General features: G+C 41.3%; 12 protein-coding genes. 9 read left to right on the top strand and 3 right to left on the bottom strand.

What is annotated here, in order from left to right:
• The first annotated feature begins 2 nt into the window (after positions 1-2).
• The 7 genes from G459_RS28970 (at position 3) to G459_RS0112880 (ending at position 9806) form a co-directional block, all read left to right on the top strand.
• The gene (locus tag G459_RS28970; RefSeq protein ID WP_157373328.1) at positions 3-650 is read left to right on the top strand and encodes a hypothetical protein; all 648 of its coding nucleotides are present in this window, start codon (positions 3-5) and stop codon (positions 648-650) included.
• Between the two features lie 743 nt (positions 651-1393).
• Positions 1394-2437: a hypothetical protein gene (locus G459_RS0112905; RefSeq protein WP_026968032.1), complete on the top strand. Its 1044-nt coding sequence runs from the start codon at positions 1394-1396 to the stop codon at positions 2435-2437.
• A complete protein-coding gene (locus G459_RS0112900) occupies positions 2430-3758 on the top strand; it encodes a hypothetical protein (RefSeq protein ID WP_026968031.1) in 1329 nt (442 codons plus the stop codon). Before G459_RS0112905 ends, G459_RS0112900 begins: the two co-directional genes overlap by 8 nt.
• Positions 3759-3922: 164 nt before the next feature.
• On the top strand, positions 3923-4138 hold the full coding sequence (locus G459_RS0112895; RefSeq protein WP_026968030.1) for a helix-turn-helix transcriptional regulator: 216 nt from the start codon (positions 3923-3925) through the stop codon (positions 4136-4138).
• Positions 4135-5451 carry a hypothetical protein gene (locus G459_RS27405; protein WP_051315204.1) on the top strand — a complete coding sequence of 439 codons (1317 nt, stop codon included), beginning with the start codon at positions 4135-4137 and terminating at the stop codon, positions 5449-5451. Before G459_RS0112895 ends, G459_RS27405 begins: the two co-directional genes overlap by 4 nt.
• Entirely contained in the window at positions 5452-7923 is a 2472-nt protein-coding gene (locus G459_RS0112885; RefSeq protein ID WP_026968029.1) for a sensor histidine kinase, read from the top strand. It abuts the gene before it with no gap.
• Entirely contained in the window at positions 7923-9806 is a 1884-nt protein-coding gene (locus G459_RS0112880; protein WP_026968028.1) for a hypothetical protein, read from the top strand. Before G459_RS0112885 ends, G459_RS0112880 begins: the two co-directional genes overlap by 1 nt.
• Positions 9807-9887: 81 nt before the next feature.
• Here the strand turns inward: G459_RS0112880 and G459_RS27400 are convergent, their stop codons facing one another.
• The 3 genes from G459_RS27400 to G459_RS0112860 form a co-directional block, all read right to left on the bottom strand.
• Positions 9888-10226, bottom strand: coding sequence for a helix-turn-helix domain-containing protein (locus G459_RS27400; protein WP_051315203.1), 339 nt, complete (start codon positions 10224-10226; stop codon positions 9888-9890).
• On the bottom strand, positions 10223-10621 hold the full coding sequence (locus G459_RS29425) for a helix-turn-helix domain-containing protein (protein WP_026968027.1): 399 nt from the start codon (positions 10619-10621) through the stop codon (positions 10223-10225). The genes G459_RS27400 and G459_RS29425 overlap by 4 nt, the downstream gene beginning before the upstream one ends.
• A gap of 576 nt (positions 10622-11197) precedes the next feature.
• A complete protein-coding gene (locus G459_RS0112860; RefSeq protein WP_026968025.1) occupies positions 11198-11383 on the bottom strand; it encodes a hypothetical protein in 186 nt (61 codons plus the stop codon).
• A gap of 37 nt (positions 11384-11420) precedes the next feature.
• Between G459_RS0112860 and G459_RS0112855 the strand changes: the two genes are divergently transcribed.
• Both G459_RS0112855 and G459_RS0112850 read left to right on the top strand, forming a co-directional pair.
• Positions 11421-13358 (top strand): TlpA family protein disulfide reductase, encoded by a 1938-nt coding sequence (locus G459_RS0112855; RefSeq protein ID WP_157373327.1) that lies wholly within the window; start codon positions 11421-11423, stop codon positions 13356-13358.
• A gap of 34 nt (positions 13359-13392) precedes the next feature.
• Positions 13393-16560 (top strand): SusC/RagA family TonB-linked outer membrane protein, encoded by a 3168-nt coding sequence (locus G459_RS0112850; RefSeq protein ID WP_169725026.1) that lies wholly within the window; start codon positions 13393-13395, stop codon positions 16558-16560.
• Positions 16561-16564 lie beyond the last annotated feature (4 nt).

The raw sequence follows: 16564 nt of genomic DNA, 5'->3' as shown, positions 1-16564 counted from the left end.
AAATGGAAAACCTCGAAGCTCACAAGCTCATAAAATCCCGGTTCCAGGAACTCGAGACGGTGGATAGCTTGGAGAAACTAGATAAATCCATCAATGACAAGGGGCTCAAAGAAAGAATCAGTTCCTTTTACGAGAAATACCCAAATTTCGACTTTAACCTCACACGAGAGGATATCGACCAACTGAAAAAATCCGAATTAATTACTGCGGACCACAAACTAGATCCTGAGAAATTTTCTAAAGATCCCCTGACCAAACTTCTCGCCGCAGTCCTTTGGAAAAACGGAGACATCCACAAGGTACAGCACCTGATCGACGGCATCACAGGCAGGGAAGGGGATAGGACATCCTATTCCTTGGTATTTAAACAATACGGGGCAAGCCTCGCAGATCACCAACAGCCCATAGTCGATCAGCACGTACTTCGGGCCTTTGAGCTTTTTAAGCTTCAAGAGTTTTCGGAAGCGGCGGTAGCCAAACTCAGAAAGAAAGAGCTCTACAAAAGCGCAGACAAAAAAGTATTGGATTCCTATCGGACATGGTTTCAAAACATGATCAAGCGAGTACCTCCTCACGAACAAACGGAATTCAGGGAAAAGCTGGATAAGGTGCTCTTTATCTTTGGGAAGGATGTCAAATTAAAAGTTTGACCGAACGCCCCATGCCCAGAATAGAGTTAAAAAACAGTGACCACTTGCACGTCTATAGTCAGGAGCGAAGTCTTTTCGCGGAACAGACGCTGACCCTTTGGCAGCCACGAGCAGTGCAGTTTAAGTACAAGATCCACCGCAGGCCGTAAAGCGATATTCGGCAGGATTTTCCGCCCATTGTCCTTTCAGCTCGTCTGGTGAAAATGCCGAACACGATTAGTCGGTCTCAGATGTTCCAAAAAAAACTGTTTTTTATCCTCAAATTTTCGACGTTTTTCTCCAAATACCCAGTACTGGGTATTTTTTCTCTCTTAATTTTTTCTTTTCTTAGCCATACCAACACTGCCACCGCATTGCCATCCTTTAACCAAATAAAATGAACCGTTATCTTCTAGACTTGAAATTCCCGGAGCTAAAAACAGCATTGTTAGGGATGTTTTTTCAAGTATACCACTGATTCAGCCGCCTCTCCTAGAGGCGAAACCCTTGTATTAGCTTTGAGTGAAGCTTGAAATCTTCATTGAGTAATTAATTGGAGTCAACCTTCTTTGCGGTTTTTAATCAATGAAGACCAGTTTCTTACACAGAAAAACAGACAAAAGTCAGTCAAGTTTTTGCGGAGATGGTAGACAAAAAGGAAACTTGTTATTCATTAGGGAATTTTCTCTTCATTTGTTCAAAAAAGGGTACTTATCGTGTAAGAGATGTTTTAATGATAATTAGATAAAATGTATTTTATATAAATGAAAAGCGGAAAACCTATTTCACTTAGGTCGGTAATTTTAGGAGAGACTGTTTCGTTCTTGGAAGCTGAAGGAATGGAATGCCTGATTACACAAAATGGCATAGTTTCTTTGGTTAATCAGCTTGTAAATTATAGAGAAGAAGGGAAAGATTTGTTTCCAAAAGTATATATAGTTGACGATATGAATTTGATTATTAAGTCACTACCCATGTCTCAGCACTGTTATATTGGCCAGGGCGATAAGACAAAAGAGACAATGTTAAGAGCGCTAAAAAAATGCGCTCCTCTGACGGAAGCAGATTGGGCTATATATATTCAAAGAAATGAAGATAATTTTAGTTTTGGAGTTTTTAGAGCCGGCACATCGTTATTGTCTGTCTCCATTGAAGACTTTTTAATAAACAACGGAACAGACGAACTTAAAGTTATTCTTCTTCATCAAATATCTGATAAATTAATAGAAATAAAGGGCGTTAAGAACGAGCCTTTAATGATAAGTTTTGGGGGAAGAGAAGAAACCAGTAGGTCACCAATTGAGAGCCAATCTGAATTTATTAAGACGATTGTGAGACACGTTGACGCTAGCATTAGAGAGCAAACTTCAAATTTTTTCAAAAAGGTGTTTAATGAGATTTTGAAAATTGGCCATGGCACTTTGGCATGTACTATCAGTGGTAGCAAAAGTTTGGTTCCTAAAAGATTGGAAGATGGTATAATTTTAAGAGAGAGGATTGATATTCCTGAAATTATAAAGGAGCTTTTAGAAAAAGATGATTTGCAGGCAAACTCAAAATTGAATGGATTTTTCACAATAATCGTTGGTATGATGGAAAGTGATGGCATAACAGTCTTCACGGATAGAGGTGAGGTTGCCGCTTATAATGTATTTGTAAAACATCCTGAATCTATTGCAAAAACGAATACATCAGGTGGTGCAAGGAGTAGAACCTTTTTAACACTTTGTAAGTTGATTGGCAAGGGTATTGAATCAGTGTACATTCAGTCTCAAGACGGAAAAATAGAAATAGAAGAAAATGAGTAGCAAAGAACTTGTTCTTTGGCAAAATGTTGATTTGCCAGCCATTCCTAAAAGCGTCTCTAAAATAGAAGACTTAGTTGACTATGGGGTTCAGCTTCACAATAAAGACAAAAAGCAAATTATTACCGCATTTAATAACGAGGCATATGATATGGTCTCCACCTATACGTGGACAAAAGCAGTAATATACCTGAAGAGCCAATTGAGTAAAATGGGAATTTCATTTATCGCAGAGATGTTAGATAGACCCGACATTAATGAACATACGAATATTCAACAAGCAATCTCTGATTTTGAAGCAATTCGTCTTGCTGAGGAATTTGGTGTTATTAGTGGAACATCTGCTTTCAGGCTAAAAAGGGCAATGGAGACTGTTACTCATTTTAACCAACCCGAACTTGATGAAGATGAAGAGAATGAAATAACGCAAGACGAGGCTATAACAATAGTTAGGACTTGTATTCAAGGTATACTGCGTTATAGTAAAATTGAAGCTCCAATAGATTTTAAAAATTTTCGACTTGAATTGGAGGGAAATATACTTGAGGATGAGAATCCTTATATCCTAAAACTAGTTCAAAGTCCATATTTTTTTCACAGGGCAGTTGTTCGTATTTTAATTTCACTGATTAAAACTTCGAATGGTGCTCAGCTTGAAAATTCCCTGGCTAACTCAAATCTTATTATACCAATGTTATGGGGCAATTTACAGCATGCTGAAAAATGGCAAATTGGGAGAACCTATTCTGAACTATTCACAAACGGTCAAACCAAAGCCGCTAGTGGACTAAAACGTGCTTTGCTAAAAGTTAGAGGATTTGATTTTGTGCCAGAAGATTTCCGATCCGCATCATTTATAAAAGTTGCAAACGAGATTTTAGCGGCACACGACGGAATGAACAATTTTTATAACGAGCCAAAACCTGTTAGTACTTTATATAGTATGGGAAGTGTCATTCCGATACCCGCTTTTCCGATTTGTGTAACAGCAATTCTTTCTGTAAAACTAGGCAATGCTTACGGAGTTTCTAATGCAGCTCAAGAGGTGGTTGACGAGATTTTAAAGGGTATATCAAAAGATAGATGGATTCATTTTTTTAAGGAATGCTTAAAGTACAATGATAGGTTATTATACAAGCTAATGGAGTTCCGTCCAGTAAATAGGTGGTTTAGCTTGTTTTCAGCTTCTCTACTCGATAAAGCTATTTTGGAAGTTCAAGATCGGGATTTAGTCCAATTGTTGAAATATACAAGGGAAAATGACCGAGATAAGCTAATGGGGATTGCAGGTCGAATGTATAAGAAAATAGGATACTCAAACTGACGAGTTCCAGTTTTTTATTGGTTTCTTGATTATGGTATGTGAATTAAACTTAATTTCTAGAATCCGATCTACATGAACAATCAGATCATCTAAAGCGGAAATATTCCTCCGGGATGATAGGTACTAAGAAAATTGCTAATTTGCGTAATCTCTAAATTAATTGAATGGAATCGCGAATTAATCGACTTAAGGCCGTTTTGGCGGAAAAAGGAAAGTCAAATAAATGGCTTGCGGAGAGTCTAGGGAAAAACATTTCTACCATCTCTACTTGGTGCACCAATAAAAGACAGCCATCTCTCGAAATGCTCTTTGAAGTAGCAGAGGTGTTAGAGGTTGATGCTAAGGATCTTATCGTTTCAAATATTAGAAAAACACAATGATCGAGAACGATTTGAAAGAAGCCTTGGAGAGTATCACCAGCCAAGAACTTAATGGTAAGAATTACAAAAGAAGTGATTTCGCCAGAAGTATTTTGAATTACCCTGCTATGATGGTTCCAGCTGTCCAGGAGCCGATTATTCATTGTCTATCCAAGCATTTGGACGAGAAAATTTCCCTAATTGATCCGTTTATGGGTGCTTCTAACACTTTGGTTACAGGAATGAAACAAGGTTGTGAGGTATTTGGTCAGGATATTAATCCCCTCTCACTTCTAGTTAGTCAAGTAAAGACCTCCTATTACTTGTCGACGGAGCTAGAAGAAGCTCGAAGGGTATTGATGTCCAAAATTAATTCCGATACGTCAGTTCGGATTGAGGTTGACTTTAAAAATATCGATAAGTGGTTTAAAGCCGAGGTGCAATTGGAGCTTTCTAAGTTACGCAGGGGAATTTTGTCGGAAGATAATTTGCTGATCAGAAAGTTTTTTTGGGTGGCGCTTGCTGAGGTGATTCGCCTTGTGAGTAATGACAGAACATCGACGTTTAAGTTACATGTCAGAACGTCAGATGACATTCAGAATCGAAGGTTATCTCCAATTGAGTTATTTACTAGCCTAGTAAAAAGAAGCACAAGGGATATCATCGAGTTTTGTCGTATTTTAGAGGAAGGGGATCATATTGAAAATGGCCAATATAAAAATAATGTAGATGTGGTTTGGGGGAATTCTCTTGGCGGACTGAACACAAAAAAGCAATTTAATCTATTGGTGACTTCACCTCCTTACGGTGACAATCAAACAACCGTAACCTACGGGCAATTTTCATATCTGCCACTTCAGTGGATTCCTATGGAAGATATTGATCCTAATATTTATATTGATTACCTTAAATCCACGATGGAAATCGACAGTAATAGTTTAGGAGGTAAAATGATTCAAAACTTTTCTGAGGTTGAGGAGAAGCTTTTTGAAAAATCAAGCGAGCTAAAAGGACTGTTTGAAAAGTTTGATTTCGAGAAAAAGAAGAAAGCAAAGAAAGTCTTGAACTTCTTTCATGATATGGATCTTTCTATTGATAATATGGTAACTAAGCTAAAACCTGGCGCCTTTATGGTTTGGACTATAGGAAATAGGAATGTTAATAAAACAGAGATTAAAAATGATAAAATCCTTTCCGAGATTCTTCAGTCCAAGGATATTGAGTTGGTAACTGATCTTGAGAGAGATATTTTAAGCAAAAGAATGCCCGGAAGAAATAATTTTTCAGATTTAATGAAAAAGGAAAAGATTTTAATTTTTAAGAACAAGTATTAAATGGCTAAACAAAAATATCATTTTGATATAACACCTCATATAGTTAAACAATTGGGGGAACAGCTGGTGCCTGATGAAGTTACAGCACTTCTAGAGTTAATTAAAAACTCTTATGATGCCGATGCATCTTATGTCTCTATTGAAATTAATACAAGTGGAGAATATACAAGAGAGAAGGTTTTTTATCCTGAACAAAGGGGATTTATTGTGGTAGAAGATGATGGTTTTGGAATGGATGAAAAGACTATTATGAAGTCTTGGTTATTGATTTCATATTCTAGTAAAAGAAACCAAAATGGTCCAAAGGAAAAAACACCAGACGGGCGAACTCCTCTTGGAGAAAAAGGTTTAGGAAGGTTGAGTACGCAACGACTTGCCAACATTTGCGAAATTTTTACAACTAAATTAAACGAGCAAGGAATTCACATTGCGTTTAACTGGAAAGATTTTGAGAAAGAAGAAGCTTTAAGTGATGTGAATGTAAAATACGACTCATTTGATAGCAAAAAGAAGAACGGTACAACACTTTTGTTAACCGACCTCAACAATTCAGAGGTTTGGCAAGGAAAAAATCTAGAGAAATTTAAGGGGCAAATTCTACAAGTAATATCCCCATACAAGGAGAACAGACCTTTTGAGGTATATCTTAAAGTAAATGGCCAATCAATTGAATTGGATAAGTTCAATGAAGGACTATCCGATTTGGCGATTTCCAATTTTACTTTCAAAATAAAAAAAAACATTCTGACTATTTCGGGAAAATCAAGGCTAGCAAAATTCTTGGGAAATGATATAGATTCGAAGGAAGCCTACCACAATTTTGTTGAAGTTGATAATGGAAAAAAGCTGTATGAATATTTGCAAAGTAAAATAAGTGATTTAAAGAAGTCTGAAAGTCCTTATTTTATAGAATTTAAAAGAGATTTTGATATAGATAAAGATGTTAAATTGGAAATATCAAACGGAGGAAAAGCAAATCCTGGCGAATTTTCTGGTAAAATAAATGAGTTCTCATATAAAGAAGAGCAATTGAAAAATGAAAATACTATAAGAGGTATTTTTGGGAAATTCGAAAGCTATAGAGATTTTGCCCAAGCCCAAATCGGAATTAAGATTTATAGAAATGGATTTGCCGTATTGCCTTATGGTATTGATGACAACAATAAAGATTGGTTAGGGCTGTCAAGTTCACAAACAAAGACTTCGTTTTATGATTTACGACCTGATAACGTAATTGGGTATGTTTCTATTGATGAAGGACGAAATTATGAATTGAAAGATAAGACAGATAGATCTGGTTTAATATCAAATCCTTATTCTAGGAATTTTTTTTCATTAATACATTTTATTAAGGAGCAAATCAATTTATATCAGAGGTCTATTAGAAGAAATTATAATGACTTTATAAGTACTTATAAAGTTGAAAATAGTGGTATAAAAACAGCTAGTCAGGCTTTTAAAGAACTTAAAGAAACTAAATCAAAAACGGAAGAGGTAAAAGATGATTTTATAAAATCTAAGGCCCTTGTTAGCAACTCAATAAGAGCTCTTGATAATACAAGTAAAATTGTAAAGAATGACCCACTTTTTACAACAGAATTAGAAAAAGAAGCTGCTCATAGAATAGATTCACTTACAGAAGAGTTAAAAGCAATTGAAAATACCCTTGAAAGGCTTGAAACTGTCATCGCTAGAACAGAGAGACTTAATGAGGTTATTGATATACTAGAACCCAAGATTCAAATTTTGGAGGAACAATTAACTAATTTTTCTGAGTTGGCAAGCTTAGGTTTGACGGCCGAATCGGTAAGCCATGAGTTTGCTTCAATAGCAGATAGATTAGCAGAAAAAGCTTCTTTTTATGCTACAAAATTGCAATCTAGAAAGTTAACTGATTCAGATGTATATGTTTTTATTGAGTACATTAATACAACTGTAAATGGTTTAAAAATTCAGTTAAAACATCTTGATCCTGCTTTAAAATATAATAGAGATAAAAAGTCATCCTTTAAGATATCCGATTTTTTTGAAAATGAAAGGGATTATTATGATAATAGATTTGAGAAGCAACTAATTGAGTTTAGTGTTATAAACGATATTGATTTTTCTGTTACAGTGAATAGAGGGAAACTTGTTCAAATTATTGATAATCTTTTAATCAATTCCGAATATTGGCTCAATGAGAGGAGCAAGAATGAACCAAAATTTGGCCCTTCCATTATCATAAAAATAGAAGCGCCGTGGATTTATATTTCAGATAATGGATATGGCGTGACACCAGCAATAGAGAATCAAATATTTGAACCATTTGTAACTACCAAACCTAAAGGAGAAGGAAGAGGCTTAGGCTTATTTATCATTCAACAATTATTAGATTCATCAGGATGTACAATCGCATTGGAACCTAACAGAAACGAACACAATAGAAAATATATTTTTGCTATTAACCTTTCCAATATTATTGTAAGCTAATGGAGAATAATGTATCAGCTAGTATTCAAGGGGAAGTCTTTGCTATCCTACTAGATCAAGATTTGCGAAATAAAGCAATACAAACAACAGTTAATTTATTAGATACAGAGAACATAGCCCACATCATATATGTAGATGATAAATTTGACATTGAAGGTCAGAGAGAAGTGTATAAAGCTCGTTTAATTGAGCTAAAAAATAATACGAATTATATTAGGAGTAATACATTCAATGGCATAGATTGGACAGGGCCTTTACCGAGATTTGAAAGTTTAATCTTGGGGCTTTGGGATGCTTCAGAAAATAAATCGGGACTATTGTATGAGGTGGTTACATATATTAGAGATGATGACAGCGCTAATATTATACCTGCGTTGGAAATTAAGAATTGTTATCAAGAAAGAATTAAATTAATGACTCCAGATGAATGGATTACAAACAAATATCAAGTTATTAGAGATCTCGAAGTAGGGAAGAGAGCATTGTGCTTGTTTGATTTTGAGTTTCAAAGTGGTAACAAACTTATACCAGGTCGAAATGGTGCTGAGCTTGCTAAATTACTTATAGATGAACGAGATTGTACAGAGCGGGTTGTATGTGGTATTTTTTCTCATAAGTTTACGGAGGAAGAAGAGGACGAGTATCGAGATAGATATTCGGTCGATTACAGTATTGAAGAAGGCCGATTTTATACTATCTCGAAACGTAGGTTTGCTTTTGACCCTCAAATAATAGGATTTGCAGAAGGAATCAAGAATCTATTGCTTTTGCCACATGTAGAGCAATTAAAGACAGAGTCTTTAGTTGTTTTTGAAAAATCCAACAAAAGAGCTGGAGAACGTATAAAGAAAATGACTCCGAAAACCTTTAATCAGATTATTCAAAAATCATCATTAAAAGAAGGTGTTTGGGAGATTAGTACTCTTTTTAGACTGTACGGTATACTATCTAAGGAGGAAAATTATAATATGATTTCGGATCCAGAAGTAAGAAAAAAGTTTAACAGCTCGATTAAGCAGATTAGGGAAATAGATTTAAAAGAAACAGGATATACATCAATAGTCCCTAATCAACAGTTGATAGAGCTTAGAACTAGCGAATTATATTTGTCTGGTGATGTTGTTAATAAATTACATTTGCCGTTAACAAATGGAGATGTTTTTAAGATTAAAGATAAAGAGTATATATTATTAGTTCAGCCCTGCAATTTGGCTCTAAGAGCAAAAGACGAACACTGTGGTAAGCGAGATTATAGCTATGATGCAGGAATGCTTATTCCTTTGAAGCATATTTTAAAGGATAAATTAAATATCACAACAGAAGAAGTTAAGGTTGCGGAAAGTTCAGATAGGTTTTATGTAGCGTACTTTCCCGGCTTTCAGATTGTATCGCTGGATATTTTGGATTTATCAGTTTTTAATGAGGAAGGCAAGGCCTCTTTAAATTTTAGTGTTGCTAACCTAGTTAACGAGCTTATTCACTTCCCTTGGTTAAAAAGGTACGAATATATTTATAAATCTTTGTTGCCTTTTGAAAAGAGACTTGTCGATTTTAGCGCAGTCAAGAAGACCGTCGAGACAAGTATAATGGCTAAGCAACAGACTTTGAAAGAAACTCAAGAGCCTCAGAAAGCTGCGATTAAAGAAGAAATTAGGATATTAAAAGAGCATTTAAGCAATACGGAGAAGATCATATCAAGTATAGAAGATTTGCGTAGGTTTAAGATTGACTGTACTAAAATTTATGATCCTAAATCGAGAGTTTTAGATACTTCCATTAAACGAGTGAGGCATTACAAATCTCCATATTCTGATGATTTGTTACAAAAATTCATGTTGTATCTGTCTAGAAATGCTTTTGAACACGATTTCACGGGTTTTTAAGGTTGTATGATTGAAGTTTTTGTTTGATTTTCTAAATATTATTCTTTAAAACAGAATATTATCCTTCTGATACTAATTAATCTATTTGTTTCGTTCTATTTTTGTTTTTAACTCATCATTTTCAATCATCAATTTTTCCACTAACTCTTTAAATCCATAGTTGTTATTATAAGTTGTAATCGGGCCACTATGCGAATTTGGCCCATGATTGTAATTTGTAACTGACAATCCTTTTAAGAAGAAAAGTGCAGGATCAACATTATAAAAAGAAGCAAGTTTTCCGGCTTGTTCAGTTGTTACCAATTGCTCACCGTTTTCCATTTTTAAATACTCCTCAACAGAGATGTCCAATTCAGCAGCAACGTGTTCCGGTGCATAGTTGTGGCTAATTCGAAAAGATCCTATAACTGTTAAGCTCATTTTGATTTTGTTAATTCTTGAATTATTGAGGTCAATTTTTCTATTTGAATTTCAAGATTTGATATGGTCTGATTTTTCTCCTGAAGCATTTTTTCATAAACAGATTTCACAAATTCTAGCTGTCCAATATTGTTGTTATAGGTTTCGAAGTTTCCGCCGTGACTATTTGGTCCTGTGTTGTAATTGATCACTGGCAATTCTTCCGACAGAAAATAATCCGGTTTCACATGGTAAAGATCTGCTAGTTGATGAATCCGTTCGACAGTCAGCTTTGATTTCCCGGACTCAAGGTTTGAGTAGGTCTTTTGCGTGATGTCAAGAACATTAGCCACATATTCCTGAGAGTAATCGTTTGATTCTCTCAGTATCCTCATGATTTTCTGTGGACGCTCCATAGGAATTGATTTTTACTGAATTAGAACTTGAAATACTAGCCTAGAACCCTTTTTACTGGTTTTGAATCAATTTAAATCCCAAAATTTGCTCGTAAGGATTCTTAGTTCAATATAGCCAAGATTCGATAAAATCGAAATATTTGATTCAAATATCCCAAGAAAAGTTCATTAGAAAATGTCCAGAAACCTCCAAGTATTGAAACTGAAGCGGTATCCAAGATTTGGATGCGCTCCGTCCAATGCTGGATTTGAATCAGATATGTGTTGTTTTCAGCCTATTAAAATCGAGTTTACGGAATTGGGGATGACGGGGGTAGACCGCCTCTTTCCCCTGAAGCCAAAGAACCCGATTTGATTTATTACTTAACACACTTTTTCTCCCGGATTGCTCCCGCACGGACTTTGTACACTCTGGCGGGACTATCACTACTAATCGGGGAGTGACGTACGTTGCGGTGGACTGTTGACTGTCGACCGTTGACCAATGATAAGCCTTCCGCTGCAGAGGAATTCGCGCTTATCCATTTCACACATTTCTTAACCTGAAGCTGGCCATTTGTAGGTCGGGTGGGAGGACTACGTCTTTGCTGTACCGTTGACCCAAGGATGAGATTTCTCCTCCTGCGTCGTCGAAATGACGTCTCCGGCATTGGGAATCGTACTCGGCTGTCGACCGCGGTCCGTGGACTGTTGACCCAGGTATGAGACTGCCGCGTCGCCCTCACGGGCTCCTCGCAGTGACGTCTCCGCGACATCGGTCATCCCGCATCCAACACCCAGCTTCCAACACTAAAAGCATATGGAAAAATTCCTACAAACATGCTTCCTGGCACTCCTATGCCTTGCCGGAAGCTCCTCATCAGCCCAGAGCAGAGTTGCTGATTCACCCACGGAGGCGCCACTTTATCCCTCGGCCCTCCACGTCTCCCCACATTCAGGAGACACCCATCGGGGAGGGGAAACCCTTCCCGATACTTTCCTCAAGTACCATTATGGGCCCAAGGAGGAGACTGCCGCGTCGCTCTTAGGAGCTCCTCGCAGTGACGTGTCCCCACTTCCGTCTCTGATTGATGAGACTGCTTCGCTCCGTGCCTCCGCTCGCAGTGACGTGTCCGGTCATCCCGCACCCAGCATCCCACATCCAACAACAAAGGGATTTAGTTTAGTTGATGACTCTACTTCCCAAGGGCAGGAGGGAGGAATCCCTTCTGCCCAAGTGGGGGAAAAACCCCTCAACCTCCGGATCGAGATAGAATCTCCTCCCGGACCTAAGCCTCAAGACTTGGGGATTACGGTAAGCTCCCAAGAGTTGGACTTCCGGTATGACTACATCCTCCAGGTTCAGGATTCGCTGTCTCTCACTCCAGGCGAAATGCTGGAAGGAACCATGGGGCTGTGGGAAGGGGAACTCCAAATCCCTATGCAGGACGGGTTTGGCAGACTTCAAGTCAGTCAGGACAGCCGAATCCTTATTCAGGATATCTGGGTTCAGCCACAGGACTCTCTCAGGCTAAGTATCGACCACAGCACCGGGAAGGTGATATTTTTGGGACCCCAACAGGATAAGTTTCGCCTCCAGCTCCAGCTTCAGGACCTGGCGGCTGCATGGATCAAATCCATCAACCCCGTCATGCTCACTTCGGGCAAAGAGCGGGTCTTGGACAGCCCCCAGAAAGTAGCCGACTACCAAAAAATAGCCGAAAATCATTCCTTCGGCTGGAACAGAAAGATGGAACTATTGATCCAAGATTCCGAACGGCTCGGTCGCGCCGAGTTTCTTCTGAACAGTGCCGGGCAGGATCATCCCGTATTCCAGGAGCTGAAGCGCTATCAGGACCAACTCGATCCTGCATTGTACGACTGGCTTTGGCTCTACTGGAGAGGGAAGCTCCGGATGCAGGCGCTGGACTTTATGGTTCTCACCAGAGCCACCTCACCCGAATGGGGACAATTGCTTCTGGAAAACCCGCTGGAGGAAGCGGAACTGGATCGTATCCGATCGATCAAGGAGTTTCCTTTGGAGTTTGTAGAGTCCCTGTATGTTGAAAACTACCTGCTGGAACTCTACTCGGGAGTTTCCTTCACCCATCTGACCGAAGCCTTACCCGTAGATCTTCAAAACCAGGTCAATGCTTTTTTTCTGGTCCGGCAGTACAAGGATCTGGCAGCCGCCGATCAGTTGATCTCCGACCTGATGGAGAAGCTTGAGTCGCCTTGGATAGCAAGTTACCTCCAGCGGATCCTGATGGCCAACCTGCAAGGCAGGGAGATTATAAACCAGCCTTTTTGGGATGAAGAAGGGCAGCCGGTCTATCCCGAATCCTGGAAGGGTAAGCTGGTCTTCCTTGACTTCTGGTTGAGCGGTTGCGGTTCCTGTCTGGCATTTGCCAGACACAAATTCCTTCCGTTGGTAGAAGAGTTTAGCCAACACCCGGACATCCTCTTTGTGACCATCACAGGCGACAGGGACCGGGAATTATGGAAATCTACCCTCGCCACAAACCAATTAACCACCGTCAATACGCTGGATCTCTATGCAGGCGGAGTCAGCCATCCGGCTTTGAAGCAATACCACATCCAGGCTTTCCCCGAGCAATTACTCTTGGATAAAGAAGGCAAAATCCTCCAGACAGGCGGATTCCCAGCCACCCTTGAGGGATGGAGACAACTTCTTCAGGCCTATTTGAACGGGGAAAACACAGCGCTCAATTCTCTAACCCACTCTCAACCCAACTGATATGGTAAAATACTGTTTATCCCAATTAGGGTGCATGGCGGTGCTGCTCATCCTTTTAGGCCGGTTGACACCGGTCAGTGCAATGCAAAGCAGTTCGGGAATCTCCGGAACTGTGCTCGAAGAGAAATCGGGAACTCCCGTCCCGGGAGCCCTGATCCTGGTAGCCGATCCCAAGATGTCGGCGATTACAGACGAGGCCGGGAGATTTTCACTTGATCTTCCAGCCGGAGAATATGAGTTGAGCATCAGTTTTATCGGATTTAAAACGATCCGTCAGACGGTAGAAATTCAATCAGGCATTCTCAGGTTGGATATTTCGCTGCAGACCGAAGAGATCGGACTGGAACAGGTCGTGGTCCTCTCGACCGGTTACCAGGAGATCCCCAAAGAAAGGGCCACGGGCTCCTTCGCATTTCTCGATCAGGAGTTGGTCGACAGACGGGTTTCCACCAGTGTATTGGACCGCTTGGAAGATGTGACCTCCGGCGTGATCTTCAACCGGGCGGGGGCTATTGACGATCAGATCAGCATCCGTGGGAGGAGCTCCCTGTTTGCCAATACCCAGCCCCTGATTGTGATCGATAATCTCCCCTATGAGGGGCCCATCGAAAACATCAATCCCAATGACGTGGCCAGTGTCACCGTATTGAAGGACGCAGCAGCGGCCTCTATCTGGGGAGCCCAGGCAGGCAATGGAGTGATTGTGATCACGACCAAGTCGGGAAGATTTCGGCAGCCGGTTCAGGTTTCGCTCCAGTCAAACGTCACCGTAGGAGAGGAGCCGGATCTGTTCTATCAGCCGCTGATGGACCTATCCGACTTTGTGGGCCAGGAGCAAAGGCTCTTTGAAGCAGGCTACTACAACGCCAGAATTACCAACGTGTCTCAGTTGCCAGTATCACCAGTGGTAGAAACCCTGCTTGCCGCCAGAGAAGGAAGGATTACTGCCCAAGAGGCAGAGAGCAGACTGCAACAGTATTCCGCCCAAGACTCCAGAAGCGAATTGAGGCAATACTATTACCGGCCAAGTATCCGCCTGCAAAACGCGGTGCAGGTCAGCGGCGGCGGGGATGATTACCGGTTTAATTTCTCTGCAGGCTACGATGCCAATCAGGAGGAGGTGGTGACCAATTCCAACGGCAGACTGACACTGAATGCCAAACAGGACTGGAAGCTGCTCAAAGACCGGCTGGATCTATCCACCGGACTGTATCTTACCCGATACAGCCGGAATGCCCGTACTGAGGTCCCCAACCTGTACCCCTATGAGGCCTTGACAGACTCTCAGGGAAATCCGATGCCTGTCGTGGCTTCGCTGAACACCAGGTTTGTGGAGAGTACGCTGGATTCCGATCTTCTGGACTGGAGGTTCATCCCGCTCAATGAACTGGGTGCAGGGGACAACCAGACCCAGGCAACAGACTGGAGGGCAAATCTTGGGATCTCGTATCAACTGGCCCGCGGGTTAAAGGCGCAGGTTCTCTATCAATATTGGAGTAACGCTACCGAACTGCGGGACATCGAGTCCATGGATCTTTTCTCGGTAAGGCACCAGATCAACAGCTTCACCCAGATCAGGGAGGACGGAGGTCTGCAATTGCCCATCCCGGCGGGAAGCCGATTCACCAATCGAACAGCACAGTCATCCAGTCACAACCTCAGGGCAAACCTGACCTACAACCTTTCAAAAAAGGACCATGAGTTGAATGCCTTAGCGGGTTGGGAGCTCAGGGACATCCAGTCCGTTTCGGATCAAATGGGCTACTATGGCTATGATGACCAGAAGGGGCTGAGCACACCGGTGGACTTCATCACCCAGTTTCGCCAGTACCAAAATCCAGGCAATCTACAGACCATCCCATATCAGGGCTCCCACACGGGAAATGTGGATCGCTTTGTTTCCTATTTCGGCAATGCCGCTTACACCTACAGGGGAAGATACACGGTGTCGGCAAGTGCGAGGAAGGACATGTCCAATCTTTTTGGAGTGGAGACCAATCAGCGGGGAGTTCCGCTTTGGAGCTCCGGTATCGGTTGGACCATCAGCGAGGAAAATTTCTATTCCTGGGAGCGGATGCCTTACCTCAAAGCAAGGCTGAGCTATGGATACAACGGGAATGTGGACAAGACCACCACGGCTTTTACTACCCTCTTGTATCAAAATTATCATCCCTACGTGTCAGGTCTGCGCAGTGCATACATCACCAATCCGCCCAATCCTTTACTCAGATGGGAGAAGATTCGGATTTTCAATGTCGGGTTGGATTTTGAAAACAGGAGTGGAAGGTTGGGAGGGACCCTAGAGTATTACTCCAAGCGGGGAAAAGACCTGATCGGAGAGTCTGAGGTTCCTGACTCCAATGGCATCTACGTCGTCCGGGGGAATTTTTCGGAAACACAGACCAGGGGATTTGACCTGATACTGAATTCGGTCAACATTCTCCAGCCGATCCGTTGGAGCAGTCAGCTCTTGCTGAGCGGGCTCAAGAATGAGGTGATCCGGTTTGAAGGAGCCAGGACCGCCAGCCAGTACATGGGAGCGGCAGGAAATGTGGTTCCCCTGGAAGGCCGACCCCTGTTTGCGGTGTATTCCTACCCTTGGGGTGGTTTGGACCCTGATACCGGGAATCCCCTTGGGTTTTTGGACGGGGAGTTGTCAGAGGATTATGCGGGGATCATCTCTGCTGCCACTCCAAACACCATCCAGTTTCATGGATCAGCAAGGCCTACGGTCTTCGGATCGCTGAGAAATACCCTGGAGTGGAAAGGATGGAATCTGTCGATGAATATTTCTTTCAGGCTGGGATATTATTACCGCCGGAGATCAGTGGATTATACCGCGCTTTCCAGAGGGGAGATCTCACATGCGGATTATGGGGATCGTTGGCTGAGCCCCGGCGACGAGCAGATAACCCAGATCCCGTCACAGCCTGCAGCATTGAATACCCTCAGGCACAACTTTTACCAATCGTCATCCCTGCTGGTAGAAAAAGGCGATCATATCCGGTTTCAGGATATCCGGTTGGGATACACCTGGAGCAAGGACAACAGCCCCAGGCTGCCCTTTCAGCGGATGGAGGTGTTTTCTTACCTGAATAATCTGGGGATTCTCTGGAAAGCCACAGGCGATACCCAAGATCCGGATTACCCCGGTATGAGACCCTTACGGACCGCCGCTTTCGGTATCCGCGTCAATTTCTAATCCT

Source organism: Algoriphagus terrigena DSM 22685, assembly GCF_000429445.1.
In the GTDB taxonomy this organism is placed as follows: domain Bacteria; phylum Bacteroidota; class Bacteroidia; order Cytophagales; family Cyclobacteriaceae; genus Algoriphagus; species Algoriphagus terrigena.
This window is presented reverse-complemented; position numbering and strand designations above follow the sequence as displayed.

Excerpts from the sequence above, each read along its gene's own strand:
- G459_RS28970 (WP_157373328.1), top strand. The coding sequence starts at position 3 with ATGGAAAACCTCGAAGCTCACAAGCTCATAAAATCCCGGTTCCAGGAA.
- G459_RS0112905 (WP_026968032.1), top strand. The coding sequence starts at position 1,394 with ATGAAAAGCGGAAAACCTATTTCACTTAGGTCGGTAATTTTAGGAGAG.
- G459_RS0112900 (WP_026968031.1), top strand. The coding sequence starts at position 2,430 with ATGAGTAGCAAAGAACTTGTTCTTTGGCAAAATGTTGATTTGCCAGCC.
- G459_RS0112895 (WP_026968030.1), top strand. The coding sequence starts at position 3,923 with ATGGAATCGCGAATTAATCGACTTAAGGCCGTTTTGGCGGAAAAAGGA.
- G459_RS27405 (WP_051315204.1), top strand. The coding sequence starts at position 4,135 with ATGATCGAGAACGATTTGAAAGAAGCCTTGGAGAGTATCACCAGCCAA.
- G459_RS0112885 (WP_026968029.1), top strand. The coding sequence starts at position 5,452 with ATGGCTAAACAAAAATATCATTTTGATATAACACCTCATATAGTTAAA.
- G459_RS0112880 (WP_026968028.1), top strand. The coding sequence starts at position 7,923 with ATGGAGAATAATGTATCAGCTAGTATTCAAGGGGAAGTCTTTGCTATC.
- G459_RS27400 (WP_051315203.1), bottom strand. The coding sequence starts at position 10,226 with ATGAGCTTAACAGTTATAGGATCTTTTCGAATTAGCCACAACTATGCA.
- G459_RS29425 (WP_026968027.1), bottom strand. The coding sequence starts at position 10,621 with ATGGAGCGTCCACAGAAAATCATGAGGATACTGAGAGAATCAAACGAT.
- G459_RS0112860 (WP_026968025.1), bottom strand. The coding sequence starts at position 11,383 with ATGACCGATGTCGCGGAGACGTCACTGCGAGGAGCCCGTGAGGGCGAC.
- G459_RS0112855 (WP_157373327.1), top strand. The coding sequence starts at position 11,421 with ATGGAAAAATTCCTACAAACATGCTTCCTGGCACTCCTATGCCTTGCC.
- G459_RS0112850 (WP_169725026.1), top strand. The coding sequence starts at position 13,393 with ATGGCGGTGCTGCTCATCCTTTTAGGCCGGTTGACACCGGTCAGTGCA.